The following is a 15483-nucleotide window of genomic DNA, read 5'->3' on the forward strand; positions in this document are numbered from 1 at the left end:
TCAGCCCTTGACGGAACCGAGCATCACGCCCCGCACGAAGTACTTCTGGATGAACGGGTAGACACAGATGATCGGGATGACCGTCAGCAGCATCGCCACGGCCTTGAGGTTGGCCCCGATGTTGATCTCTTCCATGCCCGCCTCGCGCCCGGACCCGGTGGCCCCGGCGAGCAGGTTTCGCAGGTAGAGCGTCACCGGTTGTTTCTCGGTGTCGCTGAGGTAGAGCATCGCGGGGAACCAGGAGTTCCAGAAGAAGACGGCGTAGAAGAGCACCATCGTCGCGAGCACCGCCTTCGACAGCGGCAGGACGACGCGCAGGAACGTGCCGTACACCGTCATCCCGTCGATGGCCGCGGCCTCCTCCAGCTCGGCCGGGAAGTTCTCGAAGAACGCCTTCATCACCAGCAGGTTGAAGGCGATGACGGCGTTGGGCAGGATGATCGCCCACACCGTGTTCTTCAGCCCCAGCCCGCTGATCAGCAGGTAGTTCGGAACGAGGCCGCCGTTGAAGAACATCGTGACGACGACCATCCCGATGACGAACGAGCGCCCCTTGAGGTGCTTCTTCGCCAGCGCGTACGCCATCGTCGTCGTGAGCAGCATGGCGATCGCTGTACCACCCACGGTGTGGATGAGCGTGTTCCCGTAGTTCACCCAGAAGCGCTCCTGGTGGAACACCCAGTCGAACGTCTCGATGTTGAAGCCCTGGGGCCACAGGTTCACCTGTCCGGCGGCGATGAAGCCCTGCGAGCTGAACGACTTCGCCACCAGGTTCACGAACGGGTACAGCGTGACGGCGCAGATCGCCACCAGCACCGTCCCGTTCACCCAGCGGAACACCGTGTACGACGGCGTGTCCTTGACGGTCGTCGGGGTGCTCCGGACCCGGGTGATGTCCGGGGTCTCCTGCAGGTTCACCATAGGGAAGCTCCAGTCGTGCGCTTGGCGATCGCGTTCGCGGCCAGGACGAGTGCCAGCCCGATGAGGGCCTCGAACAGTCCGATCGCGGCCCCGTAGGAGAAGCTGCCGCTGTTCAGGGCGACCCGGTAGACGTAGGTCTGGATGACGTCCGCCGTCGGGTAGGTCAGCGGGTTGTACAGCAGCAGGACCTTCTCGAACCCCACCGCCATGAACTGGCCGATGTTGAGGATGAGCAGCACCACGATCGTCGGGCGGAGCCCGGGCAGCGTGATGTACCACGTCTGCTGCCAGCGGTTCGCGCCGTCGATCCGGGCGGCCTCGTAGAGCTGGTCGTCGATCGTGGTCAGCGCGGCGAGGTACAGGATCGTGCCCCAGCCGACCGTCTGCCAGATCTCCGAGGAGACGTAGATGCCGCGGAACCACTCCGCGCGCTGCATGAACGAGATCGGGTCGGCGCCCGTGCCGGTGATGAGCTGGTTGATCGTGCCCTGGACGGCGGTCAGCTCGAAGACGAAGCCCGCGACGATCACCATCGACATGAAGTGCGGCAGGTAGGTGATCGTCTGCGTGATCTTCTTGAACCGGCGGGAGCGCAGCTCGTTGAGCATCAGCGCGAGCACGATCGGCAGCGGGAAGACGATCGCCAGCGTCAGCGTGCCCAGGATGATCGTGTTCGAGAAGACCTCCCAGAACTTGGGGTCCTGGACGAACATCTCGAAGTAGTAGAAGCCCACCCACTCCTCGCCGAACATCGAGCCGCCCGGCCGGAATCGGCGGAACGCCACGACGTTTCCCAGCATCGGCGCGTACCGGAAGATCAGCAGGTACGCGATGGGGAGGATCAGGAACGTGTAGAGCCGCCAGTCCCTGCGCAGCGCGTGGGCCCACGTGTTCTTGTTGCGCACCGCCTGGGGCGGGCGCCCTCCGCCCGCGGTCGCGCCGCCGGCAGACGGAGCCGCCGCACCCGCCGGCGGCATCGTGCCGACCGTCTCGATACCTCGTGCCATAGGTCCCTCCGGCCACGACGGCGTGCCCGTCGGCCTGCGAGGGCCGCACCACGTCATCGTGGGGAACGTTTTCGAAACTATCGGCGTCCGTGCCGATACCTGCTTGCTGGGACAGTAGGGTGATCGTGCTCACTCCGTCAAGCCTTGCCCTCGACACTGCCGGTCACGATCCGATATCACCCGGAAGGGGAACTGGTTCCGGACCGCGAGGGTGTACCGTCGGATCGAAAGTTGCAGGGCCGGTTGCGAAATGTAGGCGGCGAGAGGCGGGCCGGAGCGAAGATGTCCGAGACGAGTACCGGGGCGGGCTCCCGTTCCAGCGCACGGCGTGCACCCGCGTCGTCGGGCGGCGGCCCGACGATCGCGACGATCGCGCGCGAGGTGGGCGTGTCCGTGCCGACCGTGTCGAAGGTGCTCAACGGCCGCGCCGACGTCGCGGCCGCCACCCGCGAGCGGGTCGAGGCCGCGCTCGAGAAGCACCAGTACCGGCGCCGTCGCGGAGCGCCGTCGCAGACGATGACAAACCTCATCGACCTCGTCTTCCACAAGCTGGGCTCCGGCTGGTCCATGGAGATCATCCGTGGCGTCGAGGCCGCCGCGGCCGCGCACCGGACCAGCGTCATCCTGTCGGAGCTGGGCGGCGAGCACCGGCCACCGCAGACCTGGCTCGACACGACGATGAGCAGGCCGCCGATCGGTGTGCTGCTCGTGGCCGCGAACCTCACCGACGCGCAGCACCAGCAGCTCGACCGGCGGTCGATCCCCTACGTCGTGATCGACACGGACGGCGAGCCGCCGAACGACGTCGCCGCCGTCGGCTCCGACAACTGGAACGGTGGGCTCATGGCGACCCGGCACCTGCTGGGGCTCGGGCACCGCAGGATCGCCTGCATCACCGGCCCCGGCGACATGCTGTGCAGCCGCGCGCGCGTGGACGGATACCGCTCGGCGCACGACGAGGCAGGGGTGGGGTACGACCCGTCGCTCGTGATCAACGGGAACTTCTACGTCGAGGCCGGGTACGAGCACGGGATGCGCCTGCTGTCCGGCCCCGACCGCCCGACGGCGATCTTCGCCGGGTCCGACATGCAGGCCCTCGGCGTGCTGCGGGCCGCCCACGAGCTGAGGCTGAGCGTGCCGCGCGACCTGTCCGTGGTCGGGTACGACGACCTGCCTCTCGCGTCCTGGGTGGGACCGCCGCTGACCACCGTGCGCCAGCCGCTCACCGAGATGGGCGCGGCCGCGACCCGGATGCTCTTCGAGATGTCGGCCGGAGGCGTGCCCGCGGTGCGGCGCCTCAACCTGGCGACCGATCTGGTCGTCCGCGAGTCCACCGCCCCGCCGGTGGCCTGAGCCCCGACGCACCGGAAGGATCCTCATGACGACGACGTCACAGGCAGTCGGCAGCGCGCAGCGCTCGGGAGAGGGCACCCCGCGCGGCGAGCGCGGCCCGCAGGAGTCCGCGCCCACCACGCGGGTGCTGCCTCGGCTGGAGCGGGTAGGCACAGCGACGCGGCTCGTCGTGGACGGCGCACCGTACCTGATCCGCGGGGGCGAGCTGGGCAACTCCAGCGCGGAACGCTCGTTCCTCGGGCCGCACTGGGAGAAGCTGGCAGGGCTCGGGCTGAACACCGTCGTCGCGCCGGTGTCCTGGGACGCCGTCGAACCCGTCGAGGGCGACTTCGACTGGACGAGCCTCGACGAGCTGATAGCGGACGCCCGCGCGCACGGCATGCGGCTCGTGCTGCTGTGGTTCGGCAGCTGGAAGAACAGCATGTCCTGCTACGCACCCGGCTGGGTGAAGTCCGACGTCGCACGCTTCCCCCGGGCCCGGACCTCCGACGGAGCTCCGCTGGAGCTCCTCACGCCGTTCAGCGAGGCCAACCGGGACGCCGACGCCGCGGCGTTCGCCGCGCTGCTGCGTCACCTGCGGGAGCACGACGACCGGCACACGGTCGTCATGGTGCAGGTCGAGAACGAGATCGGGATGATTCCCGAGGCACGTGACCACTCGCCCGAGGCCGGGGACGCGTTCGCCGGGCCGGTCCCCGCCGAGCTCATGGCGTACCTGTCCGAGCACCGCGGCTCCCTCGCCCCGGAGCTGCTCGCGCGGTGGACGGCGGCCGGTGCGAGCGGCGAGGGCACCTGGACCGAGGTGTTCGGCGACGGCCCGGCTGCCGAGGAGATCTTCTCCGCCTGGCACTTCGCACGGTACGTGCAGCCGATCACGGCGGCCGGCAAGGCCGAGCTCGCCCTCCCGATGTACACGAACGCCGCCCTGGTCCGGCCGGGCACCGAGCCGGGCCAGTACCCGAGCGCGGGGCCGCTGCCGCACCTGATCGACGTGTGGCGTGCCGGCGCACCGGCCCTCGACCTCCTCGCACCCGACGTCTACTTCCCGGACTTCGCCACGTGGGCGCGGCGGTACACCCGCGGCGGCAACCCGCTGTTCGTCCCGGAGGCGCTGCGCAGCGTCGACGCCGCGGCCAACGCGCTCTACGCCTTCGGCGAGCACGACGCGATCGGGTTCTCGCCGTTCGGCATCGAGTCGATCGAGGGTCACGCGGCCACGCTCCTCGCGGCGGCGTACGACGTCGTCGCGCAGCTCACACCGCTGCTCACGGCGCATGCCGGCGGGGGGACGACGGCCGGGCTGCTGCCGCCGGCCGAGGACCGGCGGGCGCCGCACCGGGTGCGGCTGGGCGACCTGGTGCTCAGTGCGACGTACGAGCAGGTCGCCGCGCCGAGCCTGGCCGACGGCGTCATCAACGAGGCCGGCGACCGCGGTGCCGACCCGGCCCGCCTCCCCGCCGCCGCGATCGTGATCCTGGTCGCGCCCGACGAGCTCGTCGTGGCCGGGATCGGCGTGACCCTCACGTTCGCACCCGCCCGGACCGACACCGGCGGCACCCGCGTCGGCATCCTCGACTGCGAGGAAGGCCGGTACGACGACGGCGTCTGGCACCGCCTGCGCCGGCTCAACGGCGACCAGACCCACCAGGGCCGGCACGTGCGCCTGGAGCCGGGCCGCCTCACGGTCCAGCGGGTCCGGCTCTACCGGTACCGCTGAGCGCACGGCCGAGACCGCTGAGCACGGCGGAGACCGCCAAGCGCGCGGCCGCTCAGCGCACTCCGGGACGGCGAAGCCGCCCCGGACGGACCGGGGCGGCGGCGCACCCCGGACGGACCGGGACGACCCGGCCCCGCTCGTCAGCGCTGGACCCTGGCGCCGCCCCCGGCCGCCAGCTTGGCGACCTCGGCGAGCGTCACCATCGTGGTGTCGCCGGGGGTGGTCATCGCCAGCGCACCGTGCGCGGCTCCGTACTCGACGGCCTCCTGGAGCGAGCCGAGCTCCATGAGCCCGTACGCCAGGCCGGACGCGAACGAGTCGCCGCCACCCACCCGGTCGAAGATCTCCAGGTCCGCCCGGTGCGTCGCCTCGACGAAGCCCTCCTTGCGCGACCAGGCGACGGCGCCCCAGTCGTTGCGCGACGCCGACCGCACCCCGCGCAGCGTCGTCGCGATCACCTGGAAGTTCGGGTACGCCTGCGACGCGGTCTCGATCATCGTCCGGAACGCGCCGGTGTCCAGGTCGGTGAGGCTCTCGTCCACGCCCTCGACCTCGAAGCCGAGCGACGCCGTGAAGTCCTCCTCGTTACCGATCATCACGTCCACGTGCTGGGCGAGCCGCCGGTTGACCTCCCGCGCGCGCTCCTCGCCGCCGATGCCCTTCCACAGCGAGGGCCGGTAGTTCAGGTCGTAGGACACGATCGTGCCGTGCCGCCGGGCGGCCGCCATCGCTGCCTCGGCCACGTCCGCCGTCGACTCCGACAGCGCGGCGAAGATGCCGCCCGTGTGCAGCCAGCGCACGCCGCGGGAGAACAGGGCGTCCCAGTCGACGTCGTCGGGCCGCAGCTGCGAGACGGCGGTGTGGCCGCGGTCGCTCACACCCACCGCGCCGCGCGCGCCGAAGCCGCGCTCGGTGAAGTTCAGCCCGTTGCGGACCTCGCGGCCGATGCCGTCGTACGGCACCCAGCGCACGTACCGGGTGTCGAGACCGCCGGTCAGCATGAAGTCCTCGACGAGCCGGCCGATCTCGTTGTCGGCGAGCGCGGTGACGACCGCGCCGCGCAGGCCGAAGCAGCGGCGCAGGCCGCGCGCCACGTTGTACTCGCCGCCGCCCTCCCACACGTCGAAGTTCCGGGCGGTACGCACGCGGCGGTTGCCCGGGTCGAGGCGCAGCATGACCTCGCCGAGGGCGACGACGTCGTACGCGCTCTCGGCGACGGGGCGGACGGTGAGCGAAGTCATCGGTTCTTCTCCTCGGAGTCGATCTGTGCCGCGAGCGTGACCGCGTCGCGGGTACGGGTGGTGATCTGGTCCCAGTCCCCGGCGGTGACGAGCGCACGGTCGACCATCCACGAGCCGCCGACGGCGAGCACGGGCTTCAGCATCAGGTAGTCGGCGAGGTTGGCGGCGCCGACGCCGCCCGTCGGCACGAACCGCAGCCCCGGGAACGGCGCGGAGAACGCCTTGATGGCGGCGGGACCGCCGACGACGGACGCGGGGAACAGCTTGACGACGTCGATCCCGAGGTCGAGCGCCGCCATGATCTCCGACGGCGTCGCGACACCGGGCAGCACGGGGACGCCGTGCTCCTGTGCGCGCCGCACGACGGCGGCGGACAGCCCCGGGGACACGATGTAGCGGGCGCCGGCTGCGACGACGTCGTCCACCTGCCGCGCGGTCGTCACCGTGCCGGCACCGACGACGACGTCGGGCTGGTGCTTCGCGACCGCGCGGATCGCGTCGATGCCGCCCGCGAGGCGCAGCGTGATCTCGGCGACGGGCAGGCCGCCGGCGACGAGCGCGTCGGCCAGCCGGGCGCCCTCGTCGGCGCCGTCGGCCACGACCACCGGGACCAGCCGGTGGGCGGCGAGGGCCTCGAGGACTGTGGGGTCCACGGATGACATCCGATCTCCGTTTCGCTATGGTGAACGCCTGTTGTTCACTGCGAAACGCATGCTACGCGAGGGAGCCCCATGGATGCCAGCCCGCTCGGGAGCGTCGACAAGGCGCTCCTCACCCTCGACACGCTCGCGGGCTTCGGCGCCGCGGGTGCGCCGCTGACCGTCGTGGCGCAGGCGCTGGGGGTCGGCAAGCCGACGCTGCACCGCACCCTCGCCGCGCTGCGGCACCGCGGCTACGCCGAGCAGACGCCGGACGGCGCCTACCGCCTGGGGCCGGCCGTGCTCGCCCTCGGCAGCACCTACCTGGCCGAGGAGAACCTGCCGGCGCTGCTGCGTCCCGCCCTGACGGCGCTCAGCGAAGAGGTCGACGAGCTGGTGCACCTGGGCGTGCTCGCCGGGAACGAGGTGGTCTACCTCGACAAGGTGGAACCGCGGCGCGCGGTCCGCGTGTGGTCGGCCGTCGGGCGGCGCCGCCCGGCCGCGACGACGGCGCTCGGTCGCGCGCTCCTGTCGGTCCAGGAGCCGGATGACGCGGTGCTCGACCGGCTCGCCGGTGCGGACACGACCGTCGGCCGGCTCCGCGCCGCCCTGACCACCGCCCGGACCACCGGCGTCGCCGGGGAGACCGAGGAGAACGAGGTGGGTATCGCCTGTGTCGCCGTGCCGCTGCTGCGAGCCGGGCGCGCCGTCGCCGCGGTCAGCATCACCGCACCGGTCGAGCGGCTCACCGGTGCCGCCCGCGCCGAGCGGGTGGCGGCGCTCCGCGAGACGCTGCCCGCCTTGCTCCCGGCGGGCCTGACGGTGCCGGCCGCAGCCTGACCCCGGCACGAAGGCCCCGGACCCTTGCGGGGTCCGGGGCCTTCGTCAGTCGCTCGGCGCCGCTCCGGCAGGAGAGGCACCCGGCCGGGTCACGCCCCGCCGGCCGCCATCTGGCCCGACGGCGGGAGGTCACGCGGAGCCAGGCCCGCGCCGGCGGGAACCGACTGGGGCTCCGCCTCGGCCGGCTTGCGACGGCGTCCGCGGGACACACCCTTGAACGTGAACTCGCCGAGGATGCCCTCGCCCTCGCCGTCGATCTGCACGGTCTGCCCGGGCTTGAGCTCGCCGAACAGGATCTTCTCGGACAGGGTGTCCTCGATCTCCCGCTGGATCGCGCGCTTGAGCGGCCGCGCACCGAGGACCGGGTCGTAGCCCTTCTCCGCCAGCAGCCGCTTGGCCGCCGGGGTGAGCTCGATGCCCATGTCCTTGTCGCGCATCCGGTTGTCCAGCTTGGCGATCTCCAGGTCGACGATCTCGATGATCTCGTCCTGGGTGAGCTGCGGGAACACGATCGTGTCGTCGACACGGTTGAGGAACTCCGGCCGGAAGTGCTGCTTCAGCTCCTCGTTGACCTTGGACTTCATCCGCTCGTAGGACGTCACCAGGTCGCCGCCGGCGTTGAAGCCGGTCTGCACGCCCTTGGCGATGTCCCGCGTGCCGAGGTTCGTGGTCATGATGATCACGGTGTTCTTGAAGTCCACCACGCGACCCTGCGAGTCGGTGAGGCGCCCGTCCTCGAGCACCTGCAGCAGCGAGTTGAAGATGTCCGCGTGGGCCTTCTCCACCTCGTCGAACAGGACCACGGAGAACGGCCGGCGCCGCACCTTCTCGGTGAGCTGGCCACCCTCGTCGTACCCGACGTAGCCGGGAGGCGAGCCGAACAGCCGCGAGACCGTGTGCTTCTCCGAGAACTCGGACATGTCGAGCTGGATGAGCGCGTCCTCGTCCCCGAACAGGAACTCGGCGAGCGCCTTGGCCAGCTCGGTCTTCCCGACGCCCGTGGGGCCGGCGAAGATGAACGAGCCACCCGGACGCTTCGGGTCCTTGAGGCCGGCCCGCGTACGGCGGATGGCCTGCGACAGCGCCTTGATCGCCGTCTCCTGGCCGACCACGCGCTTGTGCAGCTCCTGCTCCATCTTGAGCAGCCGCGCGGACTCCTCCTCGTTGAGCTTCACCACCGGGATGCCCGTGGACATCGCCAGGACCTCGGCGATCAGCTCCTCGTCGACCTCCGCGACCGTGTCGAGGTCACCCGACTTCCAGGCCTTCTCCTTCTCGGCCCGGACCTGGGTGAGCTGCTTCTCCTTGTCCCGCAGGCCGGCAGCCTTCTCGAAGTCCTGCGCGTCGATCGCGGACTCCTTGTCCCGGCGTGCGTCGGCGATCTCCTCGTCGAGCTGCTTCAGCTCCGGCGGCGCCGTCATGCGACGGATCCGCAGGCGTGCTCCGGCCTCGTCGATCAGGTCGATCGCCTTGTCCGGCAGGAAGCGGTCGTTGATGTACCGGTCCGCGAGCGTCGCGGCCGAGGCCAGCGCCTGGTCCGTGATCGACACGCGGTGGTGCGCCTCGTACCGGTCGCGCAGGCCCTTGAGGATCTCGATGGCGTGCTCGAGCGACGGCTCGGCGACCTGGATCGGCTGGAAGCGCCGCTCCAGCGCCGGGTCCTTCTCGACGTACTTGCGGTACTCGTCGAGCGTCGTGGCGCCGATGGTCTGCAGCTCGCCACGGGCCAGCATCGGCTTGAGGATCGACGCGGCGTCGATCGCGCCCTCGGCGGCACCCGCGCCCACGAGGGTGTGGATCTCGTCGATGAACAGGATGATGTCGCCGCGCGTGCGGATCTCCTTGAGGACCTTCTTGAGGCGCTCCTCGAAGTCACCGCGGTAGCGCGAGCCGGCCACGAGCGCGCCCAGGTCCAGCGTGTACAGCTGCTTGTCCTTCAGCGTCTCGGGCACGTCGCCGCGCACGATGTCCTGCGCCAGGCCCTCGACGACCGCCGTCTTGCCGACGCCGGGCTCACCGATCAGGACCGGGTTGTTCTTGGTACGGCGGGACAGGACCTGCATGACCCGCTCGATCTCCTGGGCGCGGCCGATGACCGGGTCCAGCTTGCCCTCGCGGCCGGCCTGGGTCAGGTTGCGGCCGAACTGGTCGAGCACGGCAGAACCGGCGGGCTGCCCCTCGGTCGGGCCGCCGGCGGACACCGGCTCCTTGCCCTGGTACCCGGACAGCAGCTGGATCACCTGCTGGCGCACCTTGTTCAGGTCCGCACCCATCTTGGTCAGCACCTGGGCCGCAACGCCCTCGCCCTCGCGGATGAGGCCGAGGAGGATGTGCTCGGTGCCGATGTAGTTGTGGCCGAGCTGCAGCGCCTCGCGCAGCGAGAGCTCCAGCACCTTCTTCGCGCGCGGCGTGAACGGGATGTGCCCGCTCGGCGCCTGCTGTCCCTCGCCAATGATCTCGGTGACCTGGGTGCGCACACCATCGAGCGAGATCCCGAGCGACTCCAGCGCCTTGGCCGCAACGCCCTCGCCCTCGTGGATGAGGCCGAGAAGGATGTGCTCGGTTCCGATGTAGTTGTGGTTCAGCATCCGCGCCTCTTCTTGGGCGAGGACGACGACCCTACGGGCCCTATCCGTAAATCTCTCGAACATCATCAGCTCCTCACACGGGCGGCGTTACCGCGCCCCCTGACCGGGGACCCGGCGGACGACACAGCCTGACTGCTATCGACTCTATGCGTTCCCAACGACGCGACGAACCCACTTGTGCCCATGTTCGCCAGGGGCGTGACGCGCAGCGGCAAAGTACGTCCCAAGCCGGACCGACACGCCGTAGCACGTCGCGGGGACGGCGTGTCGGCGGCGAGGGGTCGTTGACCCTTCGCCCGGAGCAGGGCAGGCTCAGCAGTGACTCGCGAGCCCAGGAGGAACCATGCCGGACGACGCCGGCCGCACACCTGAGTGGGAGCAGATCGTCGCGCGCTTCGCGCGCTTCTCCGGCGTCGTCGGGGAGGTCCACGATCCCCTCACCTGGAGCCTGTATCTGGTGGACGAGGAGATCACGGGGGCGGCCGACCCGTCCGACCCCACCGAGGAGCGCTTCGTGCGCGGGTACCGCACCGTGGCCGGCGAGGTCCTGGAGGTGGAGACGCTGCGCGTCGCCGCGCCCCGCGACCAGATCGACGACATCGTCCGGGCCGCGTGCAGCGGCGCGCTCGCCGCTCCCCTGCACGCGGACATCGACCCGAGCGTGGCCGCGGACACCCCCGACCCGATCGACTTCGCCGAGGCCTACCAGGACTACCGGACGGCGATGCGCGCCATCGTGGCCGAGGTGGACGAGGTGCCGAGCGCGCCGCTCGACTACCTGGTCGACGGCCGCCCCACCAACGGGACCGCGGTCACCGTGCGCGACGTCGTCGCGATCTACACGCCCACCGCCGACCGCGCGCTGGTCGTCACGGGCCCGGCCGACCTCGTGGACCGCATCGACGTGGTGACCCGCCCCATCCGCAACCTCAAGCACGGCGACGACGGCCCTCGCTTCTGACCCGTCGCGCGCGGCTCCCGCGCCGGAAGGTACCGGCCGGTCCGTTCCTGTCCCGCCCTCGGGCGTGACAGGAACGGACCGGTCGCCCGGGTCAGGGGTTCAGGTCGAAGCTCGGCTCACCGGGCTCGTCGAACGTGGTGCTGTTGTTCGCCAGGTACCTGTCGAGGTAGGGGGACCGCTCGCCGTCGGTGGCGGCGTCGTCGGACGGGTCGTCCAGCGCGAGCTCCAGGACCGCGCCCGAGACCTCGATCGTCTCGCCCGACGGGCGGTCCGACCAGCCGCCCGACACGATCGAACCCACCTGCACGGCGAGGCTGTGGCCGTCCCGCAGCGTCCAGTCGGTCGACTTCAGGTCGAACGACGTGTCCCCCGTCGCCAGGCGGGCGACGTTCTCGTCGAACATCACGGCGCTGCCGTCGGGCGCGACGTCGAACAGCCGCACCATCACGTTGCCCGGTGCCGACGCGGTCAGGCCGACCGACGGCGTCCCCGTGACGCGCGTCGCGCCGTCGACCGGCTCCGACCACACCAGGTAGGTGGACGTGGCCGCCGCGGCGAGCGTCCCCGGGGCGCGCTCCGCGCCCTCCCGAGCCGCGAGCTCGTCCGCCGAGGTCAGGCCGGGCGCGGGCGGGGCGTTCTCCATGTCCCAGCCGTCCGCAGACGTCACGGAGGGCGACGCGGCGGCCCGGCCGCCGTCGTCGACGAACGTGCCGTCGGGGAGGGAGACGGGGACCGTGCGGTCGACGACAGGCCACACCGCCTGGCCGCGCCAGGCCGCCTCGCTGTCCTCCAGCACGTGCGCCGGGTCCTCGACCGACGGCTCCGCGCCCTTGAGGTATTCGTCGTAGAAGCGCATGACTTCGTCGAACCAACCCTCGCGGCCCATGGCCAGGCGCCCGTCGCTCACGGTGTCGTTGCCACGCACGTGGTCCCACTGCCCGAGCCAGCTGCGCTGCGGCCCCTCGTGGTTCTCCAGGTACTGCTGCACGTCCTCGGGCTTCGTGTTGGGCTCGATGAAGCCCTGCGTCACGAAGAGCGGGGTGTCCGTACCCTCGGCGAGCGTGGCGAGGTCCCGCGCGACCCAGTAGTCCGACGTCGGGTCCGGGTCCTGGTTGTTGGAGAGGTTGTCGCTGAGGCACTCCGGGTGGTTGTCCTCGTACTGCGCGTTCTCCCGGTACCGGGCGTCGTCGTCGGCCATGGGCGCGATCGTCGCGATGCTGTTGTAGGCCTGGGGCGTGCCCCGCACGTTCGGCCGCGGGACCTCGTTGGAGTACAGGTAGTTGTACATGTCCCAGACGGGCTCCTGGGCGACGACGGCCTTGAGCGCCGGCAGGTCGAGGCCGTTGCCGGCCAGGCCTGTCGACGCGTCGTACGACTTGCCGTACATGCCGACGTTCCCGTCCGACCAGTCCTGCGACGCGGACCACTCGATCGCCGCGGCGACGTCGGCCTGCTCACCCGGGCCGACCCAGTCGAGGCAGCCCGTGCTGCCGCCGAAGCCGCGCAGGTCGACCATGACCCACGTGTAGCCCTCTGCGAGCACGTCGCCGCCCTCGAGGAAGTCGTCGAACCGCTCGGACGGGCCGGCGACGTCGAAACCGTCGTTGCCGGTCTGGCCCGCGTGCGAGAAGTAGGGGCCGACCGACAGGATCACCGGCGTCTGCTCGTCCTCGGGCAGGTCCGCCGGACGCAGCACGTCGGCGTGCAGCTCCACGCCGTCCGTGGACGGGAAGTAGTGCTGCGTCCACGCCGCGCCCTCGGGAACGCGGGGGTTGTCGTCGTGGGTGACCGGGTCGCTGTCCGACGGCGAGACGCTGCCGGGCGGTACGCCCTGAGAGGCCGGCTCGGAGGTCTCGGCGACCGCCGGCGTCACGAACGCCGTCGTACCGATCAGGACTCCTGCCGCGGCCGCTGCGGCCTTACGCACACGCATCGTTCCTCCTGAGTGGTGGGGATGTCAGCGATGCTATGTATGTGCGCAGGTGCACACATTGCGACGGCGTTAAATTTCACCCGGTCGGTGGCGGAAACCGGCCACGCCCCACCCGGGTGGCGAGGGCGTGGCCTGGTGACGAGCGAGTGCGGAGGTCGTCTACCTGCCGCCTGCCGGATCCACCGGGTAGTCCGCCGGCTTCTTGTCGAGCTCGATCGCGATCTCGCGGCGCTGCGCGAGGACGTCGTCGCGCTCCTCGTCGCGCTGGCGCAGCGCGTCCGCCTGGAGCTCGGACGACAGATGGTCCCAGTAGAGCGTCCCGTCCAGGTGCTGGGACTCGTGGATGAAGGCGCGGGCCAGGAAGCCCGACCCGGTGAGCTGCACGGGCGAGCCGTCACGGTCCACGCCGCGCACCGTCGCGGCCCCGGGACGCTCCAGCGGCTCGTAGGCACCGGGGACGGAGAGGCAACCCTCGTCCTCCTCCACGGGCTCGACGTCGAGGTCCAGCTCGAGCTCGGCGTTCACCACGTGGCCCACGTGCCGGTCGCCGCGCTCGTCCGTCACGTCGTACACGAACACGCGCAGGTCGGAACCCACCTGCGTGGCCGCGAGCCCGACACCCTGCGCGACCTCCATCGTGGCGAACAGGTCGTCGACGAGCCGGTTCAGCTCGGGCGTGGAGAACTCGGTGACCCGACGGGTCGGGGCGTGGAGCACCGGCTCGCCGATCTCCGTGATCCGCTGCACGCGGCCGCGCCGCGCCTCGGGGACCTGGGCCGGGTACTCCTCGGCCGGCTCTCCGAGCAGGTAGGTCACGGGCTTGCGCCGTCCGAAGCTCCACATGGGGAACGAGCCTAGTAGGGCGGGAGCCCTGAGGCCGCCGGGCCCCGGCTCGACGACGCGCACCGCCCGAGCACGCCGACGGAGGTCACACCCGATTCGCTTTGGAGACTTGGCCCGACGTCGGGTACTGTTGTGGCCGCTGGCAGGGGTGGTTTACCAGCCCGGGAGCACGCCGCCTTAGCTCAGTCGGTAGAGCGGTTCACTCGTAATGAACAGGTCGACAGTTCGATTCTGTCAGGCGGCTCCATAGGCCCGGGATCCTGCGGATCCCGGGCCTTGTCGTTTCCGTTACAGAGGCCACGGCCGGCGAACACCCAGTGCTCTCAGCCGCCGAACCGCGCCTGCCGTCGCCCGTTCTCCTGTCCAGGTCATGACCTGGATCGACGCCCCCGCATCACGCCGCGGCGCGGAAGGTGCGGCGGTACTGCGTCGGGTTGACGCCCAGCGTCGCCTGCACGTGCGCACGCAGGGACTGCGCCGTGCCGAAGCCGCAGCGTGCGGCGATCTGCTCGACGGCGAGGTCGGTCTCCTCCAGCAGCCGCCGGGCCTCGTCCACCCGTCGTCGGACCAGCCACTGGCCCGGGCTCTCGCCCGTCTCCGCGCGGAACCGGCGCGTGAACGTCCGGACCGACATCGCGGCGTGCCGGGCCATCCCCGTGAGCGTGATCGGCTCGTCGAGGCGCTCCACGGCCCAGGCGCGGGTGGCGGCGGTGCCGGGACCGTCGGCGTCGGGCACGGGGCGCTCGACGTACTGCGCCTGCCCGCCCTCACGGTGCGGCGGCACCACGGTGCGGCGGGCGACGTCCCGCGCGACGGCCGGCCCGTGGTCGCGGCGAAGCAGGTGCAGGCAGAGATCGATGCCGGCGGCGACGCCCGCGGAGGTGAGGACGTCGCCGTCGTCCACGTAGAGCACGTCCGGGTTCACCCGGATCTCAGGGTGCAGCCGCCGAAGCTGGTCCGCGTGGGACCAGTGCGTGGTCGCCGGCCGCCCGTCCAGCAGGCCCACTCCCGCGAGCTGGAACGCGCCCGTGCAGATCGACACGATCCGGGTGCCGGGCCGGATGCGGCCGAGCGCCTCCGCCATGTCGGGTGTCACGACACCGCTCTCGAACGCCGGCCCGCGCTCGTTGACGGCAGGGACCACGACGGTGTCGGCGGAATCGATCGCCTCGGGGCCATGGTCCACGAGCACGGTCACGTCGGAGTCGGAACGGACCGCACGCGGCCCGCGCGTCGTGCAGGTGACGACCTCGTAGAGCGGCTGGTGCCCCTCCGGCGAACGGGCGATCCCGAAGATCCGGTGCGGGATACCCAGCTCGAACGGGATGAAGCCGTCGGTGATCAGCACCACGACGCGGTGCGGGCGCGGGACGGGGCGGAGCCCGCCGGGTTCGCGCGGAACACGGAATTCGCGGGGACCGAGCGGTGGTGAGGCGACCAT

12 protein-coding genes and 1 tRNA gene are annotated in these 15483 nt (G+C 71.2%); 5 read left to right on the forward strand and 8 right to left on the reverse strand.

Annotated features, from left to right (window positions below):
• On the reverse strand, window positions 1–921 hold the full coding sequence (locus ACYU96_RS06410) for a carbohydrate ABC transporter permease (RefSeq protein ID WP_460750461.1): 921 nt from the start codon (window positions 919–921) through the stop codon (window positions 1–3).
• A complete protein-coding gene (locus ACYU96_RS06415) occupies window positions 915–1928 on the reverse strand; it encodes an ABC transporter permease (protein WP_460750464.1) in 1014 nt (337 codons plus the stop codon). Before ACYU96_RS06415 ends, ACYU96_RS06410 begins: the two co-directional genes overlap by 7 nt.
• A gap of 282 nt (window positions 1929–2210) precedes the next feature.
• Here ACYU96_RS06415 and ACYU96_RS06420 point away from each other — a divergent pair, with 282 nt between their 5' ends.
• Together ACYU96_RS06420 and ACYU96_RS06425 are read left to right on the forward strand one after the other, a co-directional pair.
• Window positions 2211–3281 (forward strand): LacI family DNA-binding transcriptional regulator, encoded by a 1071-nt coding sequence (locus ACYU96_RS06420; RefSeq protein ID WP_460750466.1) that lies wholly within the window; start codon window positions 2211–2213, stop codon window positions 3279–3281.
• Window positions 3282–3306: 25 nt separating this feature from the next.
• Window positions 3307–4998 carry a GH35 family beta-galactosidase gene (locus ACYU96_RS06425; protein ID WP_460750469.1) on the forward strand — a complete coding sequence of 564 codons (1692 nt, stop codon included), beginning with the start codon at window positions 3307–3309 and terminating at the stop codon, window positions 4996–4998.
• Between the two features lie 140 nt (window positions 4999–5138).
• Here the strand turns inward: ACYU96_RS06425 and ACYU96_RS06430 are convergent, their stop codons facing one another.
• A complete protein-coding gene (locus tag ACYU96_RS06430; protein WP_460750472.1) occupies window positions 5139–6239 on the reverse strand; it encodes a sugar kinase in 1101 nt (366 codons plus the stop codon).
• Window positions 6236–6901, reverse strand: a complete 666-nt coding sequence (gene eda, locus ACYU96_RS06435; protein WP_460750475.1) for a bifunctional 4-hydroxy-2-oxoglutarate aldolase/2-dehydro-3-deoxy-phosphogluconate aldolase — start codon at window positions 6899–6901, stop codon at window positions 6236–6238. Before eda ends, ACYU96_RS06430 begins: the two co-directional genes overlap by 4 nt.
• Window positions 6902–6970: 69 nt before the next feature.
• Here eda and ACYU96_RS06440 point away from each other — a divergent pair, with 69 nt between their 5' ends.
• Complete coding sequence (locus ACYU96_RS06440) at window positions 6971–7717, forward strand: IclR family transcriptional regulator (RefSeq protein ID WP_460750478.1); 747 nt, start codon at window positions 6971–6973, stop codon at window positions 7715–7717.
• Window positions 7718–7806: 89 nt separating this feature from the next.
• On the opposite strand, the gene ACYU96_RS06445 is transcribed toward ACYU96_RS06440, so the two are convergent.
• A complete protein-coding gene (locus tag ACYU96_RS06445) occupies window positions 7807–10368 on the reverse strand; it encodes an ATP-dependent Clp protease ATP-binding subunit (protein ID WP_460750480.1) in 2562 nt (853 codons plus the stop codon).
• 280 nt (window positions 10369–10648) lie between these two features.
• On the opposite strand from ACYU96_RS06445, the gene ACYU96_RS06450 reads away from it, so the two are divergent.
• Window positions 10649–11266 (forward strand): hypothetical protein, encoded by a 618-nt coding sequence (locus tag ACYU96_RS06450; RefSeq protein ID WP_460750483.1) that lies wholly within the window; start codon window positions 10649–10651, stop codon window positions 11264–11266.
• Window positions 11267–11357: 91 nt separating this feature from the next.
• On the opposite strand, the gene ACYU96_RS06455 is transcribed toward ACYU96_RS06450, so the two are convergent.
• Entirely contained in the window at window positions 11358–13199 is a 1842-nt protein-coding gene (locus tag ACYU96_RS06455; protein ID WP_460750485.1) for a CocE/NonD family hydrolase, read from the reverse strand.
• 159 nt (window positions 13200–13358) lie between these two features.
• Window positions 13359–14042, reverse strand: coding sequence for a peptide deformylase (gene def / locus ACYU96_RS06460; RefSeq protein WP_460750488.1), 684 nt, complete (start codon window positions 14040–14042; stop codon window positions 13359–13361).
• Between the two features lie 171 nt (window positions 14043–14213).
• Here def and ACYU96_RS06465 point away from each other — a divergent pair.
• Window positions 14214–14289, forward strand: a tRNA-Thr gene (locus ACYU96_RS06465).
• Between the two features lie 147 nt (window positions 14290–14436).
• On the opposite strand, the gene ACYU96_RS06470 is transcribed toward ACYU96_RS06465, so the two are convergent.
• Entirely contained in the window at window positions 14437–15483 is a 1047-nt protein-coding gene (locus tag ACYU96_RS06470; protein WP_460750490.1) for a GlxA family transcriptional regulator, read from the reverse strand.

It is taken from the genome of Myceligenerans cantabricum (assembly GCF_054777735.1).

What these genes read in the sequence shown, in the direction of transcription:
- ACYU96_RS06415 (WP_460750464.1), bottom strand. Translation starts at nt 1,928, where the DNA reads ATGGCACGAGGTATCGAGACGGTCGGCACGATGCCGCCGGCGGGTGCG.
- ACYU96_RS06410 (WP_460750461.1), bottom strand. Translation starts at nt 921, where the DNA reads ATGGTGAACCTGCAGGAGACCCCGGACATCACCCGGGTCCGGAGCACC.
- ACYU96_RS06420 (WP_460750466.1), top strand. Translation starts at nt 2,211, where the DNA reads ATGTCCGAGACGAGTACCGGGGCGGGCTCCCGTTCCAGCGCACGGCGT.
- ACYU96_RS06470 (WP_460750490.1), bottom strand. Translation starts at nt 15,483, where the DNA reads ATGGTCGCCTCACCACCGCTCGGTCCCCGCGAATTCCGTGTTCCGCGC.
- ACYU96_RS06450 (WP_460750483.1), top strand. Translation starts at nt 10,649, where the DNA reads ATGCCGGACGACGCCGGCCGCACACCTGAGTGGGAGCAGATCGTCGCG.
- ACYU96_RS06455 (WP_460750485.1), bottom strand. Translation starts at nt 13,199, where the DNA reads ATGCGTGTGCGTAAGGCCGCAGCGGCCGCGGCAGGAGTCCTGATCGGT.
- ACYU96_RS06425 (WP_460750469.1), top strand. Translation starts at nt 3,307, where the DNA reads ATGACGACGACGTCACAGGCAGTCGGCAGCGCGCAGCGCTCGGGAGAG.
- eda (WP_460750475.1), bottom strand. Translation starts at nt 6,901, where the DNA reads ATGTCATCCGTGGACCCCACAGTCCTCGAGGCCCTCGCCGCCCACCGG.
- ACYU96_RS06445 (WP_460750480.1), bottom strand. Translation starts at nt 10,368, where the DNA reads ATGTTCGAGAGATTTACGGATAGGGCCCGTAGGGTCGTCGTCCTCGCC.
- ACYU96_RS06440 (WP_460750478.1), top strand. Translation starts at nt 6,971, where the DNA reads ATGGATGCCAGCCCGCTCGGGAGCGTCGACAAGGCGCTCCTCACCCTC.
- ACYU96_RS06430 (WP_460750472.1), bottom strand. Translation starts at nt 6,239, where the DNA reads ATGACTTCGCTCACCGTCCGCCCCGTCGCCGAGAGCGCGTACGACGTC.
- def (WP_460750488.1), bottom strand. Translation starts at nt 14,042, where the DNA reads ATGTGGAGCTTCGGACGGCGCAAGCCCGTGACCTACCTGCTCGGAGAG.